The following is a 21186-nucleotide window of genomic DNA, read 5'->3' as shown; positions in this document are numbered from 1 at the left end:
CGAGAGATGGCTTTCTTATTATACAGAGCAATAACCGCCATCACTCAGAAATCCATAGAGATAGTTCCCGCAAATACATTATCTGAAGAAAAAGGATTAAATGCATATAATGTTCCGGTAAATCTTCCAAACAAATACTTTACCATAGGGCCTTTCTGAATATCTACAGCAGTATGATACAAGCGGGTATGTTGCCCGGATATACCCAGATATAAATTTCGTGTAACCTCATACGTTAGTTCATTCCAGGAATACAGATAACTCTCCTCCTTTCCGGTATAATTAATAATCAATTCCTGCTCTGCATAAAAATTCAACTTCCAGTAGGTAAGCGTAAACTCCAGCGCCGGCGCAAATGCATTCGTTTGTCCCATCACGAAGCCCAGCATAGGCGCAGCATCCAATCGAAGCTTGTTCCCTGCGCCCAGCCAATACCCTCCAAAAAAAGATACCGTCCGGATATCCTCATAGTTATAGCGTGTTTCCAGGTGCAGCCAATTATGATCGGCAGAAAAACCTGGCGATAATATCACATCAGTATGTGGTGTAACGGTAACAGATCCGGATACCGAAAAACTCCAGGAGCTATCAGCTTCCTCTTCCTGCGCCAGTAAAGGATTACAGGCACACAACAGCAGGCTTACTACCAGCAATATACGCAGTAATATAGTGGACAACCTAAACAACAGGGATTTTATCCACTTAAACCAATCAGCATAGCAGATTGTTTATTGCGGCTACACAGGAAAGACACCACTGCAAAAACCGCCCCGCCTAAACAATTGCGGCGAATAGGTGTAGTTTATATACCCCGTTAACTATTAAATGTTTGTTACTATGAAAATCCTACACCCATTACTGTTACTGTTGCTGATACTGTCCATTCGTACACAGGCACAGGAAGACCCGCTCCCCTCTTGGAACAACGGCCCCGTGAAAGAACATATCATTGCATTTGTAACGGCAGTATGCACCGTTGGTAGTCCTGATTTTGTACCGGTAGAAGATCGTATAGCCACCTTCGATAATGATGGTACATTATGGGCAGAAAAGCCACTCATACAAGGACTCTTCGCCATATTCCGTATTCATAGGATGGTACTGCAAAACCCTGCACTCAAAACTAAACAACCCTTCAAAGCAGTAATTGAACATAATAAAGAATATTTCGAAAAAGCAGGCATGCCGGAAATCATGAAACTCTTTGAAATCACACACTCCGGCATGACAGCCACCGAATTTAGAAATGAAGTCGCACTGTTCTTCCAAACCGTTAAACATCCAACCCTTAAAACACCACTCTATCAGTCCGTTTACAAACCCCAGCTGGAACTGCTGGAATACTTACGTATTCATGGTTTCAAAAACTTCATCTGCTCTGGCGGCACGGTAGATTTTATGCGTGTAGTTACAGACACGCTGTATAATATCCCTTCAGAACGTGTAATGGGATCTGAATTGAAGTACCAGTACATCGATAGCGCTGGTGTCAATGATATTATGAGACTGCCAGGCATGTTCGTATTCAATGACAAACAGGAAAAACCGGTGAGCATACAGTATCATATCGGTAAAAGGCCCATCCTCGCCTGCGGCAATGAAGGCGGCGCAGGAGATGTATATATGCTGCGCTTCTCACAAGGCAACCAGTACAAATCCCTGCAGCTCATCGTCAATCATGACGACGCTGAAAGAGAATTCTATTACCAGGAAAAAGATAATAAATCACTTAATATGGCACACCAATACAACTGGGAAATCATCAGTATGAAGAATGACTGGAACGTCATCTTTCCCTAATAAACACTAAGATCCGGCCTGCAACATTTTTTTCGTATACTCATAGCCGGTAGTATATATTTCATCAAATTTACTGAAATCAAACATACCAAATTTACCAAGTCCCGAAGGCTCTATAAACTCATGACACAGTGCTTTATTTTTAAGTACCGACTCCCGTATAGCCAGATGCAACGTACGTTCCAGGTTAAAAAGGAATCCGCCGGAGGTATTCAATGGCGTCAGTGGATTTACATGCACACCAATAATATTTTCATATTTTCCTTGTAAAGGCTCTATGGGCAAATTGCTGGATAAACCACCATCCACATACTGTACGCCATCCACTTCAATAGGCTGAAAAAGCATAGGTACAGAAGATGCCGCCAGCACCGCTGGTATCACTGCGCCTTTATCAAAAACTTTCTGGTCCCCGCTTCCAAAATTAGTAGCCGTGATATACAACGGCACTTTCAACTCCTCAAAATTTTTATGCCGCAAAGTCTGATGCAATACCTGCTCCAGCTTCTTCAGTGATAAAAAACCCAATTGCCAGTTCTTCCACTGCATTGATAGTCCCAGCTTAAATTCTTTGAAAATTGCCCTGATCTCATCTGTACTATAACCGTCGCAAATAAATGCTGCGGCTATAGATCCCGCGCTGGTAGCTGATATCGCCGATGGCAACACGCCCAGCTCTTCATAAGCTCTCAGCACCCCCAGGTGTGCGTAACCACGTGCACCCCCACCCGATAATACAAACGCCCGCTTTGTCGTCTCTCTGTTCATTGGTCAAATTTATCTTTTCTCCCATAAGATAATCAGATTATCGGTATCTTATATATCTACTACAGATTTCCTACAGGGATTATTAATACTTTTGTTACATGAAAGTGCTTATCATCGAAGATGAACCTGAGCTTAGGACGGCCATACAACAGTATCTGGAGCACCAGGGCTTTGTCTGTGAAATTGCTACGGATTTCAGGGATGCTATTAATAAAGTCAATGAGTTCGACTATGATTGTATCGTAGCCGATATTGGCCTGCCTTTCGGTAGTGGTCTGGATGTAGTGAAAGAATTGAAACAGATGAGCTCCAGCGCCGGCATCATTATCATATCTGCCAAAGATTCGCTGGAAGATAAACTACAAGGCCTGGAACTCGGGGCGGATGATTATCTCACCAAACCATTCCATCTTTCTGAGCTAAACGCCCGTATCAATGCCCTGTTACGTCGCAAAAACTTCGATGGTAATACGCTTATCCAGTTCAATGAAATCACGGTGAAGCCAGCCAGCAAAACAGTGCTGATCCATGATAAGTCCATCACACTTACCGGCAAGGAATACCAGCTGCTCATCTACCTGATCGCTAATCAACACCGGGTGATCACCAAATCGGCCCTGGCCGGGCACCTATGGGGCGATGCCTATGATCAGGCAGGATCCTACGATTTTATCTACACACATATAAAAAACTTACGCAAAAAAATGCTGGAAGCAGGCGGCGAAGACTATATCAAAACCGTCTATGGCACCGGATATCGCTTCGGCTGATCAATAGCTTATCATGAAACTACTGACTCGTTCTACACTCATCTTTCTCCTTATCATGTTGCCGATCTTTGCAGTCGGCGCCTTCTACCTGTTCACCAAATTCAACAAGGAAATAAAACATGAAACGGACGAAGAACTTGTGAACGACAAAATCCAGTGGCTTCGATACATCGACACCATCAGCGTCAACAACCCAATCCTGCAAGTACAGACACCGGAATTCAGTCTTACCCCCACCACCAAAGACATACAACCCAAACATAAGCTGAAAGGCATCAAACTTTATCAGGAGCCTGAAAACGCCTATGCGCCTTTCCGTCAGCTCACACAGGTAATCGACATCCATGGTCAGCACTATGAGCTGACCTTGCGCAAATCATTAATTGAGAAAGATGACCTGCTCAAAAACATTATTCATGTAATGCTGCTGGCCTTCGGCGGACTTCTCTTCTTCGTCATTCTTTCTAACTTCTTTATCAGCAGAAATATCTGGCGGCCTTTTTATCGCTCCATTGATAAACTACGTGGCCTCCAGCTTAGCCAGATGGATAGTCCACAGTTCCCCGCCTCTGATATCCATGAGTTCAATCAGCTCAATACTGTCCTAAACAGCATGACTACACGTATTTATCAGGATTATGTGAGTATGAAAGAATTAACGGAAGATGCAGCCCATGAGATGCAGACACCACTGGCCATCGTGCAAAGCAAGCTGGAATTGCTGATACAAGATGATACGCTCACTGAAGAACAGCTCAAGACCATCGCACAAAGCAGCGATGAGCTGCAACGCTTATCCCGCCTGAATCATAACCTGCTACTGCTGGCTAAAATAGAAAATCATCAGTTTACCACTACTGCATTAACAGATATTGCAGCCGTTGCAGATAAATACCTGCAATTGTTTGAAGAATTAATTAAAGAGAAACAATTGCATGTAGATGTTTCTATTGGCCCGGCACAATGGCAATTGCATCCGGCTCTCGCGGATATCCTGATCAGCAACCTCCTGGGCAATGCGATCAAATACAATAAAGAAGACGGTTGTATTAATATATTACTGCAGGAAGACAAGCTGGTCATCTCCAACACATCAGATTTCCCGGAAATACCAGCAGCCACTGTATTTCAGCGATTCAAAAAGAATAATCAGGGATATTCTAACTCTAATGGACTTGGCCTGGCCATCTCCAAAAAAATAACAGATACCTGTGGATTATCTTTACAATACAGTTATGAAGATGATCAACATATTTTCACGGTAACAGCTACACGTTAGCTGCTTCCACAGAATTACTCCAAAATCCCTTCCTTTCTTTGTATCCTAATAACTTATTTTCCTATGCGATTGCAAGCAATTTCGATGATAGGACTGACCTGTTTTTCGCTCACAGCAGCGGCCCAGCAGCCAGCGCCTAAACCTACAACTACCCCTGTTAAAGACACCATCACAAAAACTGTAGAACTGGATTCTGTTGTCATCAGCTCTACCCGTACCAACAGCCGGATTGAAAACCTGCCCATGAAAGTGGAAGTGCTGGGAAAAGAAGAAATGATAGAAGAAAGTAGCATCAAACCAGGCAATGTGGCCAGTATCCTTGGCGACCTGTCCGTCATTCACGTACAGAATACTTCGGCTATCAATGGCAACAATGCCATCCGCATGCAGGGCCTGGATGGAAAATATACCCAGCTACTCAGAGACGGATTACCCGTATATGAAGGACTTAGCGGCAACTTCGGTATACTGGCCATTCCACCGCTGGACCTCAAGCAAATCGAGATCATTAAAGGCTCTGTTTCTACCCTTTATGGCGGCGGCGCTATCGCCGGGATGATCAACTTCATCTCCAAAAATCCTGGTGCCAAGCCGGAACTCACCATATTGGCCAATACCACCACGTTGAAAGAAAATAACTTCAACGCCTATTACTCTCAGAAATGGGGCAAATTTGGTATGACCTTCTTCGGGGGCACCACCCTTCAAAATCCTGTAGACGTCAATAAAGACGGCTTCAGCGATGTACCACGCATACGCCAGTACGTAGTTCATCCCCGCCTCTTCTGGTACGCCAACCCTAATACCACTCTCCAACTGGGCTATACCGGCACCTTCGAAAAAAGAGAAGGCGGCGACATGCAAGTCCTCGACGGCCATGCAGACGCGACACACGTATATACGGAACTGAATGACAGTAAACGTAATAGCCTGGACCTCCAGTTGACACGCCGTAACCTCGGCGGTGGCGTGCTCACCATCAAAGGTAATGGCAGCTTCTATAACCTTACCAACAACGAAGGCAGCTTTATCCTCACCGGTAAACAAACCAACAGCTACGTAGAAGCTTCTTACAGCAAGGCCTCCGAGAAAAACGACTTCGTGGTTGGCATCAACAATACCTCCGAAAACTATCGCAGAGGCAATCCTGACAGCTCTCTCATCGGCAACTACTCCTATAACACCATAGGTGCTTTTGTCCAGGATGGATACCACTTCTCTGAAAAATTCCTGGCTGAAGCCGGCCTACGTACCGACTACCATAACGTTTTCGGCTGGTATGTATTACCACGACTCGCCCTCATGTACAAGCCTACAGATGATATCAACATCAGACTCAGTGCTGGTACCGGCTATAAATCACCAGCTATTTTTACCACACAAACCCAGACCATCGGCTACCGTTACGTACTACCACTGACCAACGGTATGCAATCCGAACGCAGCACCGGCGTTAACTTCGATGGCAACTGGCATACTGAAATCGATAAACTGGACATCACCCTGAACCAGGCGTTCTATTACACGCACATCAACAATCCTATCCTGCCTGTTCCAGACAAAACAAGACCAGATATGTATGTGCTGCAAAACCAACCATTTGCTACCAGGAGCCTGGGCACGGACACCTATATACGTCTCGAATACAACCATGTGGAATTATATCTCGGCTATAACCACACCTCTACCCGCTATACAGACGATCTGAAAACACATGTAGCCTTCGCCCCACAGGATAAATTTGCAGGCACCCTTGCCTATGAACTGAAGGAGAAATGGCGCTTTGGGATTGAAAACAGCTGGATAGGCAACCAATACGACTACAATAATCAGAAAACGCCAAACTACTGGTTCTGGGCCGCTATGATCTCCCGTAAAATCGGCGATCATGTCACCCTGGTATTAAATGGAGAAAACCTCTTTGATGCCCGCCAGGGTAAACACGAGCCACTGTATACCGGCACTGTGACCAATCCGCAGTTTGTACCATTATGGGGCCCTGTAGATGGCCGAGTTGTCAATTTCTCTGTAAAATTCGATCTGTAAAAAATTTAATCTTAATTTAATCCAACGGTGTACCTTCGCGCGGCAACTTTTTGAGCTAAAATGACACCTAATTTTAAAAGATATTCCGTTTTATTCGGTTATATCGCGCTATTCCTTGTACTGTCCACATTGGTCCGGGTGGCATTATTAGTATGGGCACTGCCCGACGCCGGCCTGAGTTTCGGAGGCATCATCAGCATTTTTGTGAAAGGCTTTGTATTCGACCTGGGCGTGTCCCTGTTCTTTACACTGCTGTATTCTCTGTACCTGTTAATACTACCACAAAGGCTTAACAACACTTTGTTCAATAGGATTTTCACTTACAGCGGATTTTTCCTCGCATTGCTGATCACTATATTTTCTTTTTTTGCAGAATTCACCTTCTGGGGAGAATATTCAGCCAGATTTGATTTTATCGCGGTAGACTACCTGCTGTATACCTACGAAGTAATCAGCAATATCAATCAGTCATACCCGTTACCATTGCTGATAGGCGGTGTTGTTGGATTCACCGCCCTGCTTACCTGGCTGCTGGCAAAAAGAGGCAATTTTAAAGCCAGCTTCCAATCCTATACGCCCTTCAAAAAAAGATTGCTGATGACCGCTATCCTTGCAGGTGCTAGTCTCCTCCATATTTACCTCGTCAGCAATACCTGGGCAGAAACCGGCAAAAACAGGTACCAGCAGGAATTATCCAAAGCAGGTATTTACTCTTTTGTTTCTGCTTATGTAAATAATGAACTGCCTTATGATAAATATTACCTGGAAACAGGCAATAATCAGGCATTTGCAGACATGCGTTCCTTATTGCAGACACCAGACACAAAGTTCCTGGAAGATGGCAACAGTATTTACAGAAAGATAACAGATACCGCCCAGGTAGTAGCCAGACCTAATATTATCATGGTTACTATCGAAAGCTTCAGCGCCGACTTCATGACACGTTTCGGGAACAAACAAGGAATTACACCTGTATTGGACAGTATCGCCAAACAAAGTATCCTGTTTACCAACCTGTATGCTACCGGCACCCGTACAGTAAGAGGCATGGAAGCCCTTACACTGGCAGTTCCGCCAACACCTGGGCAGAGTATCGTCAGAAGAAAAAATAATGAAGGCCTCTTTTCACTGAGTACCATCTTTGAACAGGCAGGCTACGACCGAACCTTCTTCTATGGCGGCGATGGCTACTTCGATAACATGAACCAGTTCTTTGGTAACAATGGTTTCGATGTGATGGACAGACTACGTCACCGCTTCGTAGGTGATCAATTCCCTACCAAACGTACCAACTACCCAGACAGCGCCGTTCATTTCGAAAATGCCTGGGGCATCTGTGATGAAGATATCTACACCGGCGTTATTAAAAATGCGGATGAAAAATATGCAGCAGGCAAGCCTTTCTTTGATTTCGTTATGACAGTATCTAACCACCGTCCGTTTACCTATCCGGAAGGTAAGATAGATATACCATCGCATACCAGCAGAGAAGGCGCCGTGAAATATACAGATTATGCTATTGGTGATTTCCTGAAACGTATCAAAGACAAACCATGGTTTAAAAATACCATCATTGTTTTTGTGGCCGACCATTGCGCCAGCAGTGCAGGTAAGAACGAAATAGAAGTGAGCAAATATCATATTCCGTGTATGCTGTATAACGTTCCGGAACAAACACCACGAGAAATCCCGGTAATGTGCTCCCAGCTGGATATATACCCTACCCTGTTAGGACTCCTGCACTGGTCTTATAATACAAACTTATACGGTCAGAACGTTTTGGCAGCAGATTATAAGCCAAGAGCCATGATCAGCACCTATCAACTGCTCGGTTACCTGGAACCAGGAAAGCTGGTAATCCTTAGTCCGCAACGCAAAGCGCAATCTTTCAATGTGAAAGATGAAACTAGTGATCTGCAAACCATCGCACCAGACAGCACCATGATCCATAAAGCAGTCGCTAACTACCAAACAGCCTATTCGCTGTTCAAAACTGGTGGCATGCGAAAAAAATAACATTACCAACTCTTAACATAAAAAGCTGGTCTCTATTGAATAGAGACCAGCTTTTTTTTGTTCTGTTACTTCTGCACATCTTACGCACCAGTTATGTGCAATAAAAAAAGTTGGAAGTGATTGTATTTTTAGTAAATTTATTCTCCCAAGGAAACCACAAGAATTTTTTGCAAAGGAAACCACAAGAATTTATTAAGGATACCACAGAACATTTAGCAAGGACACTAACCAATAATTCCCCGCATAACTAACTGCCTCCTTTCGGTGTATCAGAACTTGACATTTATCAATTTTCCCAGTGTTTAGGGCAAATATCACTATACGCTGCCATGCTGCGGCCGTGATTGCTTTTGAATGAAAAACCAGGCCTTAATTCAACTAAAACCAAATCGCTCATGCTGGCTTCAACCGTACCTGCATTGCTACCCATGGCTGTAGCGGAAGAAGAAATTTCTGACATTGCTGACCTACAGCTGAAGCTTACACAGCTTAACAGCATCATGTCCATGCTCTGTAGCATGCACCAAACCACGGCGCTCCACAGAAACCCCGGCGCCACCCTGGAAACATTTCTGTATAACCTGATGAGTCTTACCGGAAGCGAATGTGGTTTCGTAGGAGAAATAAAAACAGACGGCAGTCATTTCCCTTTTATTGTCACACATGCCATCAGTCATAACAACTGGGTGCGCGACATGAAAAAGAAATTTGGTAAAGAAAATGACAACGGCATTCGTTTCCTCCAAATGGAAAACTTAGCCAGGCAAGTCATTAAAACAGAACTGCCCATACTAAATAATAATCCACTCCCCGACGATCTGTTGTTGGAGTTTTCACACCATATACCGCGATTGCGGTCTTTTATTGGAATACCTGTTCTTTATGATCAACAGCTGATCGGTATCATAGGCCTTGGAAATAAGCCTGGAGGCTATTCTACTTGCACCTTTGATATTTTAAAGCCCCTAGTTCAAACCTATGCCACTTTACTTTTCGCTAATAACCAGGAAAAGGAACGCAACCGCATAGAAAAGGCCAACCGCCGCATGACCGCCGATCTGGAAGCACTCGTAAGCACTTTGGATGATATCGTGTTCGAACTCAATGAACATAAGATCTTTACCAAAGTATGGTGCAACGATGAGAAGTTTCTCTTTAAACCTAAAGACCAGGTACTGAACAGACCTATCTGTGATGTTATGGGCGAACTGGCCACCATCTTCGATTCCCTCGCAGATACCGTACTCGGTACCGGCGAACCATTAGAATATGAATACAAAGATATTCGACAGGATGTCAATCACTGGTATTGTATGAAGATGTCGCTCATCAAATCCGAACATCCTGAAGCCCCTAAACGATTGCTGATCCTCGTTAAAAATATCAGTCAACGTAAGATGGACGAACTGGCACTTCAACAGGCCAAATCCGAATTGGAAAGAAATAATCATCTCCTCAATATCAGCCAGCAAATGGGCGCCATCGGTGGGTGGGAATTCAATACCGCCACCAGTGAACTCTTCTGGACAAAACAGATATATGATCTCAGAGAAGTACCATATGACCACGACATTTCACTAGCCACCTGCTCCAAATACTACCATGCAGACGACAGGGCCGTCTTCGAAGAACATAGAAAAAATCTGTTTGAACATCATAAACCTTACTGTCTCGAATTACGACATCAATCTGCAAAAGGAACCCCTACATGGGTAAAAACAGTAGGCATGCCCATTTTTACCAATGGTAAAATATCGCACTTCAGGGGCATTATCATGGACATCACCAATCAGAAAATTACAGAACTTGAATTACTGAAAGCAAAAGAAGCAGCCGAAAAAGCAGCACATTCACGTAGTGAATTCCTCTCTGTGATGAGCCATGAAATCCGTACGCCCCTCAACGCGATCATCGGTATTGCAGGCATTCTGGAAGATAACCACCAGACAGATAATTCAGAGGTGGTACATAGCCTGCAGTTCTCCGCAAAACACCTCCTCGGACTTATCAACGACATACTCGATTTTAGTAAGATAGAAGCAGGAAAGATTGAACTGGAACATATTCCTATTAATCTACCGCAGTTGATACATGGCATTGCCAGCAATTATCAACCATTGGCAAAAGGCAAAGGCATCAAACTATTTACTGCACTGGACCACGAATTGCCACAGAATATAGTTGGTGATCCTGTAAGACTGGCGCAGATACTTAATAACCTGATCAACAATGCAATTAAATTTACTTCTAAAGGATCTGTTTGTGTAGAAGTTCACCAGGAAGAACGTCATGGCAACAGAACACATATATGCTTTACCGTTAGAGATACCGGCATCGGTATACCTGCAGAGCTGCACGACAGAGTGTTTGAAACCTTCTCTCAGGCAGATGCCGCCACTACCAGGCAGCATGGAGGTACAGGCCTTGGCCTTGCCATCACCAGGAAGCTGGTAGAATTACAACGCGGGCATATCACACTGGACAGCGCACCAGGCAAAGGAAGCTCCTTCGCCTTCACGCTGGGTTTCGATATCCCGGTTACGCATAGCATCGAACACAGATGCCAGCAATGGGCTCCCGGATTCCTACAGGATATGAACCTGCTGATAGTAGAAGATAATGTCATCAATATACGCATACTGGAAATGCAGCTGAAAAAATCAGGCGCTAAAGTAACTACTGCTACTAATGGCAAACAAGCTTTGGAAAGACTCAAAGAACAAACCTTTGATGGTATTATACTAGACCTGCATATGCCGGAAATGAATGGCTATGAGGCGATACCACATATCAAAATGATACAGCCCAATGCTTTCATTATTGTGCTTACAGCGGATATTATGCCGGAAGTTGCAGAGAAATTAGCTATGCTGCAGGTTACGGACTTGCTGCCTAAACCTTATGCAGCTTCAGATCTTTATAAAGCACTTGCACATCATTATGTATAAATAAAGCAAACCTTATTCTCATAAATGAAATCGGTCCACCAACGGTGGACCGATTTCATTTATGAGCGTAGCAAATGACAGACGCCATCAACGTCCGTCATTGCTGCTCAAGCCAGGGGCTGCATGCAAAAAGAATTACCGGCATATCCAAAAAATCCAAACCGGCACCCCCACCTTCCTCGCCCAGCACCTACCTTCGCCCCTCACCTAATTCCAACTTATGCAGCAAACATCTTTATCGGCGCGCGATCAACAGGTTATCTGGCATCCTTATACACAGATGCAGACAGCCCCGCCGCCTATTGCCATCATACGTGGAGAAGGCGCCCTCCTCTTCGATGAAGCGGGCAACAGCTATATAGACGCCACTGCTAGCTGGTGGGTCAATATTCATGGACATGCACATCCACATATTGCTGCAAAACTAGCCCAGCAAGCTTATGAATTGCAACATGTGATCTTTTCCGGATTTACGCATCCCGCAGCAGTAGAATTGGCAGAGCGCTTATTACCGATTCTTCCAGGACAGCAGCAACGTGTATTCTTTTCCGATAATGGCTCTACGGCCGTGGAAGTAGCGCTGAAAATGGCACTCCAATACTGGGATAACAAAGGCCAACGCAGGAATAAATTCCTCGCCTTCAAAAACGCCTACCACGGCGATACTTTCGGCGCCATGAGCGTTAGTGGAAGAAGTGTTTTTACAAGAGTATTCGATGAACTATTGTTTGAAGTAGCATTTATAGATCTGCCTACAGCAGATAATATCCAAGAAATAATACAGCAGATAGATACAGTAGGTGTTAATAATATTGCGGCCTTCATCTTTGAGCCGCTCATTCAGGGCGCTGGCGGCATGCTGATGTATGAAGCAGGCCCGCTCGATAAACTATTGCATCATTGTAAAGAGAAAAATATTTTATTGATAGCAGATGAAGTGATGACAGGCTTCGGGCGTACAGGCAAAAACTTCGCCATGGAAAATTGCAGCGCTACACCTGATATGATCTGCCTCTCCAAAGGCCTTACTGGCGGCAGTATGGCGCTGGGCGTTACCACATGTACCAGCGAAATTTACGAGGCCTTCTTATCCAATGATAAGCTGAAGACACTCTTCCATGGGCATTCTTTCACCGCCAACCCACTGGCATGCGCTGTGGCGCTGGCAAGCCTGGATCTGTTTACCGCACCTGAATGCATGATAAATCGTCAGCGCATAAATCTTGCTCATCAGCAGTTCATGCAGCAGCTGAAGGAATATCCACGCATTAAAAACGCGCGACTACAAGGAACTATTATTGCCTTTGACATTATCACAGATAACGCAGACGGCTATACGAATAATATCGCCGCCATGCTGCACACCTATTTCAGAGAATGCAGGGTAATGCTGCGGCCATTGGGAAACACGCTTTATATCCTGCCACCATACTGTATTACAGACCTTCAACTGGAAACAGTTTATCAATCGGTCATTACGCTGATAACATCTCACTTAAAATAAAATATAAAGCAGGTATCTATCCTTATGACAAAATAAAAAAGAGGATGTTTCTACTTAGTAGAGACATCCTCTTTTACGAACTTATTATCAGTACTTACTTTACGGGAATAGCTACTTTCGTTTCATCCCAGGCAATATCAACAGATTTAGCACCTACGGTGTAAGTCAGTTTTTCAACTGGTGCTTTCACTTTTTCAGCAGGAACCTTTACTTCCAGTACATTTTTGTCCTTGATTTTATCATAGCTGTACGCACCCCATTGTTTCAGGGTAGTGTTCAGGATGATAGTCCATTCTTTCTGTTCAGGAATGGTGAATAAGGTGTAAGTACCAGCTTTTACAGGTTTACCGCCAAAAGTAGCGTCCTTAGCAAAGGTGATTTCAGTAGCTTCATCAGCACCTGCACGCCATACCTGGCCAAAAGGTACCAGCTTACCAAAAATTTCTCTGCCATTTTTGGAAGGTTGACCGTAAACTACTTTTATATCTTTACTTTCTGCTGTAACGTGTGGGCTTTTACGCTGTTCCTGCTGAGCAAAAGCTACAGTAGCAGTTGCAGTGAAAAAAGCGGCCATTAATAATTTTTTCATTTGATTCGAGTTATTGTGGTTAGAATAAGAGGATGAACCAATTTAAATATTAATAAGATTAAATATCTGTCATTCTTGACTAATGGTAAAATAACTCCACCAATTTACTGGTTATTTTCCTTCACAAATCTGGCTAAGGGTGGTAAGTCCCTGGTCCATAGCAGGTCCAAAGATCTTATCTGCCATAAAGCCTCTCAATTTCCACCATGGTAGCATGCCCAGGTGGGTTTGCATATGCCAGAAGATGGCGGTTGCTTTCCCGTCGGCGGTAGGTTTCAGCTCAATGCCAGCATCTACTGGCTTCATATTTTTAACATCCATGGAATAGTGAATGCCTTTTTTAGGATCACTGTCGAGGATGGTGACTTTACCGCTGCTACGGCTGCCTTCCCAGGTATACCAGGCGCCAGTGCCACTGGTTTGCTGAGAAAACTGAAGCGTAGCTGTTGAATCAGGCTTAAACCAGGGATTCCATGGCTCCCAGGCTTTCAGGTCGCCAATATGTGCATAGACTACATCAAGAGGCGCCTGAATTACTCCTGTACGTTCTACAACAGCCGTTGTAGGCAGTAACAAGGAGCCGAGAAATATCAGGCCACCAAATACCACAACACTGATAATCCCTAACTTTAAAAATCTCATAATTTATTGTTTTGCTACTAATCTTGCGAGGTTGCTCAACCCTTTTTCAAAATCCTTTCCTATCCATTTGTCCAGCATCAGCCCTATCAGCTTGCGTACCGGGTGCTGGCCCATATCAGTTACAGAACTCCAGGTCACCAAGGTGCCACCAGGAGCAGGTTCGAACCGGAAATAGCCTTTGGCTACACCCATGTTCATGAAATCAGTTTCTGTGGAGATATATTGATTTTCTTTAGAAACGGTGATGACTACACTACCCTTTCCCACTTTCCGGTCTTTACTTTCCCAGCTGTAACCGGCACCTGCACCGCTGTCTTTTTCACCATAGGTGATCTTTACGTTCGGATCAATGTCTTTCCAGGGCGACCATAATTCCCAGTTCTTCATAATATTAACAAAGGGGAAAATGCGCTCCGGAGGTGCCGGGATAAGTAAAGCACGCTCGACTTTCACCGAAGATGATAATAGCATACTGAACACGAATAAGCCCAGTATCAGTACTATCAGCGCACCCAGGACAATAAAAAAAGCTTGCATCTGAAGGGTTTTAGTATAACAAAGCTAACAAAAGCCTGCTTACTCCCATCTAAATACTTTTACGGCTACCGCATATACGATAACTCCCCATAATGCCAGGATGCCGATATCGGCGCCTACATTCCACAGGTGCTTGCCTTCGTAGGCCACTTCACGTAGTGCATCAGCGAGGTAAGTTAGTGGCATGATCTTACAAATAGGCTGCAACCAGCCAGGGAATGAATCTATTGGGAAGAATGTACCCGCCAGCAAGAACTGCGGCAGGGTAATGATATTTGCGAATAAAGGAATGGTACTTTCTGTTCTGGCAATACCACTCACGATAAAGCCAAAGCCCAGGAATACAATCAGGCCAAAGGCCGACAGGGCCAGCATTTCCAGGAAGGTCACGAATCCGTTTACCAGTGTAAATCCAAATGCAAAGTGACCCAATCCGATGATTATCACAGAGCTAATCAGCTGAAACAACGTGCGGCTCAAGCCTTCCGCGAAAAGGATATAGCCTCTTTTAATAGGCGTTGCAAAGAAACGTTTCAGCACCAGCGTCTGACGCAGGCCATAAAACAGGAAAGCCGTTGTAAACACCGCACCGCTCATCAAAGCAAAGCCCAGCTGCCCCGGCAAAATGAAATCAATCGTTTTATAAATACGACCAGGCACCACTTCCGGAATAATAGCAGCCACTGATGGTCTTGGATATTCCTGGCTGTCCATACGGCCAGTAACGCCTCTCAGCGCCGACATCAGTATGTTGTTTTTATTCGCATCCGTAGCAGTGGACGTCTTTACATGCACATTATACTTCACATGCCCATCTGCACCTGTCTGGGACTCAATATTCAGAATAGCTACCAGGTTGCCTTTTTTAAGACTTTCCGCCATCTCCGCCTCACTATTATCAGTGATCAGCTTAATTGTTTTGTTGGTTTCCAACAACTTATAATATTCTGTATTGATATCCGTATGACGATCTACCCCTACTTTTATAGAAACCGTACTGTTTCCAATAAATCCAAACACAAGGATAAATACCAGCGGAAAAGCAAGACTGAATACCACGGACGACGGACTCCTGAAAGTAGCTCTCAGGCTTCCTTTTGTAATGGCAAACATGGCTCTCCACTGACTGTACTTAGCTCCATTCATCTGATCTGCATTTTTAAAAAATCGCGTAAAACTACATAAAAAAGAAATGGGAATTACGCTTCATTTCTCTGCGCAATTCCCATCTCCCTGGAGATATAATGTTTTTTTAGTAAAACTTATATTCAAAAGGCATTTTAGCCTGTACCTGACCATGCAACGCTTTCACGTCTTTGATTTGCTGGTAGATATCATAGCTTTCACCAAGTTCTTTTTTCACCATAGATGTACTTACCTTATTACCCATGCTACGCAGCACTTTGGAGATAGAAGGTTTTACTTCTGGATATTCCACCAATTGATAACTACTCAGTTTAGCCACTTTAGCGGCGCTGCTCAGTGCATCATTAATACCTCCCAGACGGTCTACCAGTCCGAGTTTTACAGCCTGCACACCACTCCATACGTGACCTTGCGCAATGCTGTCTACAATGGCTGGCGCCAGTTTCCTTCCAGCTACTACTCTTGATTTAAAAGTGGCGTAGGTAGAGTCCACACCATTCTGGATTAGGCGTTTTTCTGCGTCTGTCATTGGGCGGCCCATAGTACCCAGATCAGCATATTCGGCAGTTTTCACTCCGTCGAAAGTTACGCCCAGCTTATGATTGAAGAAATCCTGCAGATTAAACATCACACCAAATACACCGATAGAACCGGTGAGGGTGTTAGGTTGCGCAAAGATACTATCTGCCATACAGGAGATATAATAACCACCAGAAGCAGCATAGTCACCCATAGAAACAATGACAGGTTTTACTTTTTTGGTGAGCGACAGCTCGCGCCAGATAATCTCTGATGCCAACGCACTACCACCACCTGAGTTTACGCGGAAAACTACTGCTTTCACTTTTTTATCTTCACGGGCTTTGCGGATATCACGAATATAATTATCACTGGCAATGGTGCGATCACGCTCTGAATCGCCACTTACGATATCGCCTTCTGCATAGATCAAAGCAATTCTGCTATCGCCTGAGCCATCGTCTAAGGTAGTAGCATCATTATATTTAGAGAGCGACACATAACTGATCTTAGTATCTGCATTGATGTTCAGCTTAGATCTTAGCTCGGCCTGTACTTCATCGTCGTATTTAAGACCATCTACCAGTTTGTATTTCAGCGCATCGTCAGGTTCCTGAATCAAGGCCTGGTTGGCGTATCCGTGTAAGGTAGCGGTATCCAGTTTGCGATTAGCACCAATATCAGTCAGGAAGGTACCATACAGCTCACCCAGGAACTGAGTAGTTTGTGCACGGTTAGCTTCGGTCATCTGTGTTTCGCGTAATGGCTCTGTAGCGCTCTTGAATTTACCACAGTAAAAAATTTCCGGTTTGATCTCCAACCTGTCGAGCGTACCTTTCAGGAACATGATCTGGCTGGAAAAGCCATTAAAATCGATACCGCCTTTAGGGTTCAGATAAACCTTATCAGCTGCGGAAGCCAGGTAATAATCCTGTTGACCCATCACTTCTCCGTAAGCATAAACGAATTTGCCGGATTTCTTAAAACGGGTGAGTGCCTGACGAAGCTCTTCGTTTGTAGCAAAGCCATTTCCATTTCCATTTACTTTAAGATAGATACCTTTGATGTTGTCATCATCAGTAGCGTTTTCGATAAGGCGAACGGTCTGGAACAGGCCAGGAACGGTACCATCTTCACCCAGGTATTGTCCAAGTGGATTAATCTGCTGCTGCTCTTCATAGCCCTGGCTGGTTTCCAGGACGAGCACACTGTTAGGGGCTACAGTAACTTTTTCAGGGGTGATTGCCTTTCCAATCATGACCATCAGGGTTATAATCCCAATCGCTGTAAATACGAAGAATGCCAGCAGGGATGCAAGGAATACTTTAAAAAAACGCATGTTTTTAAGTTAAGTTGAAACTGGGTGGAAAGATACATTTTTTCAAAAATACGGAATATGGCTACTTTTGGGGCCTGAAATATACATGAATACAGCAATATTACTTATAGGTGGCAATCTGGGCGATCCGGAAATCAACCTGGCAAAGGCAGTACAGCTTATCAATGAGCAGGCCGGTCAGGTGGTTAAACAATCAGCCCTTTATCAAACAGCTCCCTGGGGCGTAGTGGACCAGCCTGATTATCTCAACCAGGCACTGGTGATCAATACCATGCAAGACGGACTAACGTTACTGCATACACTGTTAGACATTGAACGGACCATAGGAAGGGTGCGACAAGAGAAATGGGGTTCCAGGGTGATCGATATAGACATGATCTTCTTTAACGATGAAATCATCTCTTTCCCGGAATTAAAAATTCCTCATCCAAGAATGCATCTGCGCCAGTTTGTACTGGTACCTTTGCAAGAAATAATTCCTAACCACGTACACCCTGTGCTACATAAAACAGTCAGTGAACTGCTGCTAAGCTGCCCGGACGATCTGCCGGCAAACAAATTATAAAAGTCGATACATGCGCTATAAATTTATTACGGTTGAAGGAAATATTGGAGCGGGAAAAACAACACTGGCAACCATGCTGGCTAAACAATTTTCGGCTAAACTGATCCTGGAAGAATTTGCCGACAACCCGTTCCTGCCCCTTTTTTATAAAAGCCCGGAGCAATACGCCTTCCCGCTGGAACTCTTTTTCATGGCGGAAAGATACAAGCAACTGAAAGATATGCTGCAATCGCAGGACCTCTTCAGCGATGTCACCGTTTCTGATTATCTCTTTATCAAAAGTCTTTTGTTCGCGAAAATAAATCTGCCAGAAGAAGAATATTCGCTCTATCAAAAGCTCTTTGATATCATCAATCCTCAGCTAGTACAACCGGAATTGCTCATCTTCCTCAACGCGCCTGTAACCAAACTACAAGAGAATATAAAAAACAGGAACCGCAGCTATGAGCAATCCATTCCCGATGAATACTTGCTCAGCGTGCACGATGTATATTGGCAATATATCAAACAACACCCTGTTCGCACACTCGTAATCGATACTACCAAAGTAGATTTCCTCCGTAACCCGGAAGACTTCAATAACATACTGAAAGCTCTTGACCAGGATTATGAACCAGGCGTTCATTACCTGAAGTTTTAAATAAAAAAATCGCGATTCATTCCATCAGCAGGAATAAATCGCGATTTTTATCTCTCCATCATCTTAATTAAAAGACTGACGAAACTCCATCGGACTAACGTCCATTTTCTTTTTAAATATTCTATTGAAAGATTGAGGATGCTCAAACCCAAGTGCATACGCTACTTCAGCAGTACTCAAATCTGTATTAAGCAATAACTCCCGCGCTTTTTCTATCAGCTTGGTCTGGATATGCTGCTGGGTACTCTGCCCGGTATAAGCCCTCAACATATCACTCAAATAATCTGGCGACATATGCAACTGCTGCGCAAGAAATTGTACTGTAGGCAATCCGGTACGTTGTGCCTCCCCATCATCGAAATAGTTCGTCAGCAGCTGATCCACCTTGTCCAACAGATCATTATTAGCAACCTTCCTTGTCAGGAACTGGCGGTTATAAAAGCGATTGCTATAGTTCAGCAACAATTCAATATAGGAAATCAGTAAGTCCTGGCTAAACCCATCAATAGATGAATCTAACTCCTCTTCTATCTGCCTGAAAATATTAGTAATAATGGCTTTTTCTTTTTCAGAAAGATGTAATGCTTCCGACAATTCATAGCCGAAAAAGCGGTACTGCTTCATCTTTTGTGCCAGCGGATGTTTTGCCAGCAGATCAGGATGGAAATAGAATGCCAGCCCTGTCAGTCCATGGGAAACGCCATCATCTGTAATCACCTGATTAGGTCCGATAAAGCAAAGGCCTCCTTCTGAAAAGTCATAGTAACGCTGCCCATATCCTATCTTACTTTCAGCATGCTCAATAAAGGAGACTTTGTAAAAGTCGTACCTGATCTGCCTTTCCAACAAAGGAAAACGAGGTTGCATATCACTGAAACGGATAACCCCAATCAGCGGATGTTTGGGCGGGGCTACACCTACAGCCTTGTGCAATTCCGAGATCGAATGAAATACCATCAGTTCAGGTTTCTCTTGAGGTTTCATATGCCAAAATTAAGACGTTTATTTTTATGGTAAGATGGCGGGTCTTATCGAAGGTTTGCCATTGATTGTATTGCCTCCCTGGCCGATATTACCTGCGAATTGTAACACTGGATACGGGAAATTCAATTGTGGTACAGATACTTCGTCCAGTGAAGCTATTTCAGCTGCGGTCAGGGAAATAGTCAGCGACCGCAAGTTGCGCTGCAACTGCTCCATAGTACGTGCACCGATGATGGTGGAAGTCACACCAGGTCTGGCATTCACCCATGCCAGCGCTACGGCGGCCACGCTTTCTTCCCTTCCTGCTGCAATGGCGGCAAGGCGGTCCAGTACTACATAAGTGCTTTCGGACATTTCATGCATCATAGCCCTGTTGCTTTGCTGCTGGCCATTATTTCCGCGGGTATATTTACCAGATAAAACACCCTGTTTCAATGGGCTCCAAGGCATAACGCCAAGGCCCATTTCCTGTGCCATTGGTATCAGGTCACCTTCTACCGTTCTTTCCAGCAAAGAATATTCTACCTGCAAGCCTATAAACGAAGACCAGCCGCGGAATTCTGCCAGCAGTTGCGCCTGTGCTATCTTCCAGGCCGGGGTATCCGAAACCGCGATGTAACGTACTTTTCCGGCACGTATCACATCATGCAGCGCCGACATTGTTTCTTCTATCGGTGTAAATGGATCATAGGCATGCACCCAATATAAATCGATGTAATCTGTTCGTAGTCTTTTCAGGGAATCTTCCAGCGCTACGATCATCGCTTTCCGGCTGTTACCACCGCTATTGGGGTCGCCGGGATGCATATGGCCATAAAATTTAGTAGATAAAACCAGGCTATCACGGCGTATGCCGCTATCATGGAGGTAATCGCCTATGATTTTTTCAGAATGCCCTTTTGTATAGATGTTTGCCGTATCTATGATATTACCGCCTTGTTCCAGATAAGCAGCCAGGATGCCTTTAGCATCTTCAGGACTGGCGCCATATCCCCAATCCAGGCCAAAAGTCATAGTACCTAATGTCAGTGGGCTTACGCGAAGTCCAGATTTGCCAAGTGTCCTGTAGTTATGTAAATCCGTCATAATATCCT

18 protein-coding genes are annotated in these 21186 nt (G+C 44.3%); 9 read left to right on the top strand and 9 right to left on the bottom strand.

What is annotated here, in order from left to right; all coding sequences use genetic code 11:
* Nucleotides 1-44: 44 nt before the first annotated feature.
* Nucleotides 45-677 carry a hypothetical protein gene (locus ACE38W_RS06440; protein WP_375829581.1) on the bottom strand — a complete coding sequence of 211 codons (633 nt, stop codon included), beginning with the start codon at nucleotides 675-677 and terminating at the stop codon, nucleotides 45-47.
* Nucleotides 678-837: 160 nt separating this feature from the next.
* Here ACE38W_RS06440 and ACE38W_RS06435 point away from each other — a divergent pair, with 160 nt between their 5' ends.
* Entirely contained in the window at nucleotides 838-1800 is a 963-nt protein-coding gene (locus ACE38W_RS06435; protein WP_375829580.1) for an HAD family hydrolase, read from the top strand.
* A gap of 6 nt (nucleotides 1801-1806) precedes the next feature.
* Here the strand turns inward: ACE38W_RS06435 and ACE38W_RS06430 are convergent, their stop codons facing one another.
* Nucleotides 1807-2568 (bottom strand): patatin-like phospholipase family protein, encoded by a 762-nt coding sequence (locus ACE38W_RS06430; protein WP_375829579.1) that lies wholly within the window; start codon nucleotides 2566-2568, stop codon nucleotides 1807-1809.
* Nucleotides 2569-2666: 98 nt separating this feature from the next.
* On the opposite strand from ACE38W_RS06430, the gene ACE38W_RS06425 reads away from it, so the two are divergent.
* The 6 genes from ACE38W_RS06425 to bioA all read left to right on the top strand — a co-directional run bounded on the left by ACE38W_RS06425 (nucleotide 2667) and on the right by bioA (nucleotide 13131).
* Nucleotides 2667-3338 (top strand): response regulator transcription factor, encoded by a 672-nt coding sequence (locus ACE38W_RS06425; protein WP_375829578.1) that lies wholly within the window; start codon nucleotides 2667-2669, stop codon nucleotides 3336-3338.
* A 13-nt stretch (nucleotides 3339-3351) separates the two neighbouring features.
* Nucleotides 3352-4617, top strand: a complete 1266-nt coding sequence (locus tag ACE38W_RS06420) for a sensor histidine kinase (RefSeq protein ID WP_375829577.1) — start codon at nucleotides 3352-3354, stop codon at nucleotides 4615-4617.
* A 63-nt stretch (nucleotides 4618-4680) separates the two neighbouring features.
* A complete protein-coding gene (locus ACE38W_RS06415) occupies nucleotides 4681-6663 on the top strand; it encodes a TonB-dependent receptor plug domain-containing protein (RefSeq protein WP_375829576.1) in 1983 nt (660 codons plus the stop codon).
* 60 nt (nucleotides 6664-6723) lie between these two features.
* On the top strand, nucleotides 6724-8679 hold the full coding sequence (locus tag ACE38W_RS06410; RefSeq protein ID WP_375829575.1) for an LTA synthase family protein: 1956 nt from the start codon (nucleotides 6724-6726) through the stop codon (nucleotides 8677-8679).
* Between the two features lie 395 nt (nucleotides 8680-9074).
* The gene (locus ACE38W_RS06405) at nucleotides 9075-11627 is read left to right on the top strand and encodes an ATP-binding protein (RefSeq protein ID WP_375829574.1); all 2553 of its coding nucleotides are present in this window, start codon (nucleotides 9075-9077) and stop codon (nucleotides 11625-11627) included.
* A gap of 220 nt (nucleotides 11628-11847) precedes the next feature.
* Nucleotides 11848-13131 carry an adenosylmethionine--8-amino-7-oxononanoate transaminase gene (gene bioA / locus ACE38W_RS06400; RefSeq protein ID WP_375829573.1) on the top strand — a complete coding sequence of 428 codons (1284 nt, stop codon included), beginning with the start codon at nucleotides 11848-11850 and terminating at the stop codon, nucleotides 13129-13131.
* A gap of 94 nt (nucleotides 13132-13225) precedes the next feature.
* Here bioA and ACE38W_RS06395 read toward each other — a convergent pair whose 3' ends face one another.
* The 5 genes from ACE38W_RS06395 to sppA form a co-directional block, all read right to left on the bottom strand.
* A complete protein-coding gene (locus ACE38W_RS06395) occupies nucleotides 13226-13720 on the bottom strand; it encodes a DUF2911 domain-containing protein (RefSeq protein WP_375829572.1) in 495 nt (164 codons plus the stop codon).
* Between the two features lie 111 nt (nucleotides 13721-13831).
* Entirely contained in the window at nucleotides 13832-14362 is a 531-nt protein-coding gene (locus ACE38W_RS06390) for an SRPBCC family protein (RefSeq protein WP_375829571.1), read from the bottom strand.
* Nucleotides 14363-14365: 3 nt separating this feature from the next.
* Nucleotides 14366-14899 (bottom strand): SRPBCC family protein, encoded by a 534-nt coding sequence (locus ACE38W_RS06385; RefSeq protein WP_375829570.1) that lies wholly within the window; start codon nucleotides 14897-14899, stop codon nucleotides 14366-14368.
* 39 nt (nucleotides 14900-14938) lie between these two features.
* The gene (locus ACE38W_RS06380; protein ID WP_375829569.1) at nucleotides 14939-16045 is read right to left on the bottom strand and encodes an ABC transporter permease; all 1107 of its coding nucleotides are present in this window, start codon (nucleotides 16043-16045) and stop codon (nucleotides 14939-14941) included.
* A 106-nt stretch (nucleotides 16046-16151) separates the two neighbouring features.
* Nucleotides 16152-17903, bottom strand: a complete 1752-nt coding sequence (gene sppA / locus ACE38W_RS06375) for a signal peptide peptidase SppA (protein ID WP_375829568.1) — start codon at nucleotides 17901-17903, stop codon at nucleotides 16152-16154.
* A gap of 85 nt (nucleotides 17904-17988) precedes the next feature.
* Between sppA and folK the strand changes: the two genes are divergently transcribed.
* A complete protein-coding gene (gene folK, locus ACE38W_RS06370; protein WP_375829567.1) occupies nucleotides 17989-18468 on the top strand; it encodes a 2-amino-4-hydroxy-6-hydroxymethyldihydropteridine diphosphokinase in 480 nt (159 codons plus the stop codon).
* 10 nt (nucleotides 18469-18478) lie between these two features.
* Entirely contained in the window at nucleotides 18479-19108 is a 630-nt protein-coding gene (locus ACE38W_RS06365) for a deoxynucleoside kinase (protein ID WP_375829566.1), read from the top strand.
* A gap of 63 nt (nucleotides 19109-19171) precedes the next feature.
* Here the strand turns inward: ACE38W_RS06365 and ACE38W_RS06360 are convergent, their stop codons facing one another.
* Nucleotides 19172-20092, bottom strand: coding sequence for a helix-turn-helix domain-containing protein (locus ACE38W_RS06360; protein WP_375829565.1), 921 nt, complete (start codon nucleotides 20090-20092; stop codon nucleotides 19172-19174).
* A gap of 24 nt (nucleotides 20093-20116) precedes the next feature.
* Entirely contained in the window at nucleotides 20117-21178 is a 1062-nt protein-coding gene (locus ACE38W_RS06355; RefSeq protein ID WP_375829564.1) for an aldo/keto reductase, read from the bottom strand.
* Nucleotides 21179-21186 lie beyond the last annotated feature (8 nt).

This window comes from Chitinophaga sp. Hz27 (genome assembly GCF_042263525.1).
GTDB lineage: Bacteria > Bacteroidota > Bacteroidia > Chitinophagales > Chitinophagaceae > Chitinophaga.
Note: the sequence above shows the minus strand (reverse complement) of the source record. Positions and strands in the feature narration are given on the sequence as shown.

What these genes read in the sequence shown, in the direction of transcription:
- ACE38W_RS06405 (WP_375829574.1), top strand. Translation starts at nt 9,075, where the DNA reads ATGCTGGCTTCAACCGTACCTGCATTGCTACCCATGGCTGTAGCGGAA.
- ACE38W_RS06410 (WP_375829575.1), top strand. Translation starts at nt 6,724, where the DNA reads ATGACACCTAATTTTAAAAGATATTCCGTTTTATTCGGTTATATCGCG.
- ACE38W_RS06385 (WP_375829570.1), bottom strand. Translation starts at nt 14,899, where the DNA reads ATGCAAGCTTTTTTTATTGTCCTGGGTGCGCTGATAGTACTGATACTG.
- ACE38W_RS06380 (WP_375829569.1), bottom strand. Translation starts at nt 16,045, where the DNA reads ATGAATGGAGCTAAGTACAGTCAGTGGAGAGCCATGTTTGCCATTACA.
- sppA (WP_375829568.1), bottom strand. Translation starts at nt 17,903, where the DNA reads ATGCGTTTTTTTAAAGTATTCCTTGCATCCCTGCTGGCATTCTTCGTA.
- ACE38W_RS06420 (WP_375829577.1), top strand. Translation starts at nt 3,352, where the DNA reads ATGAAACTACTGACTCGTTCTACACTCATCTTTCTCCTTATCATGTTG.
- ACE38W_RS06435 (WP_375829580.1), top strand. Translation starts at nt 838, where the DNA reads ATGAAAATCCTACACCCATTACTGTTACTGTTGCTGATACTGTCCATT.
- ACE38W_RS06355 (WP_375829564.1), bottom strand. Translation starts at nt 21,178, where the DNA reads ATGACGGATTTACATAACTACAGGACACTTGGCAAATCTGGACTTCGC.
- folK (WP_375829567.1), top strand. Translation starts at nt 17,989, where the DNA reads ATGAATACAGCAATATTACTTATAGGTGGCAATCTGGGCGATCCGGAA.
- ACE38W_RS06360 (WP_375829565.1), bottom strand. Translation starts at nt 20,092, where the DNA reads ATGAAACCTCAAGAGAAACCTGAACTGATGGTATTTCATTCGATCTCG.
- ACE38W_RS06430 (WP_375829579.1), bottom strand. Translation starts at nt 2,568, where the DNA reads ATGAACAGAGAGACGACAAAGCGGGCGTTTGTATTATCGGGTGGGGGT.
- bioA (WP_375829573.1), top strand. Translation starts at nt 11,848, where the DNA reads ATGCAGCAAACATCTTTATCGGCGCGCGATCAACAGGTTATCTGGCAT.
- ACE38W_RS06415 (WP_375829576.1), top strand. Translation starts at nt 4,681, where the DNA reads ATGCGATTGCAAGCAATTTCGATGATAGGACTGACCTGTTTTTCGCTC.
- ACE38W_RS06390 (WP_375829571.1), bottom strand. Translation starts at nt 14,362, where the DNA reads ATGAGATTTTTAAAGTTAGGGATTATCAGTGTTGTGGTATTTGGTGGC.
- ACE38W_RS06395 (WP_375829572.1), bottom strand. Translation starts at nt 13,720, where the DNA reads ATGAAAAAATTATTAATGGCCGCTTTTTTCACTGCAACTGCTACTGTA.
- ACE38W_RS06425 (WP_375829578.1), top strand. Translation starts at nt 2,667, where the DNA reads ATGAAAGTGCTTATCATCGAAGATGAACCTGAGCTTAGGACGGCCATA.
- ACE38W_RS06365 (WP_375829566.1), top strand. Translation starts at nt 18,479, where the DNA reads ATGCGCTATAAATTTATTACGGTTGAAGGAAATATTGGAGCGGGAAAA.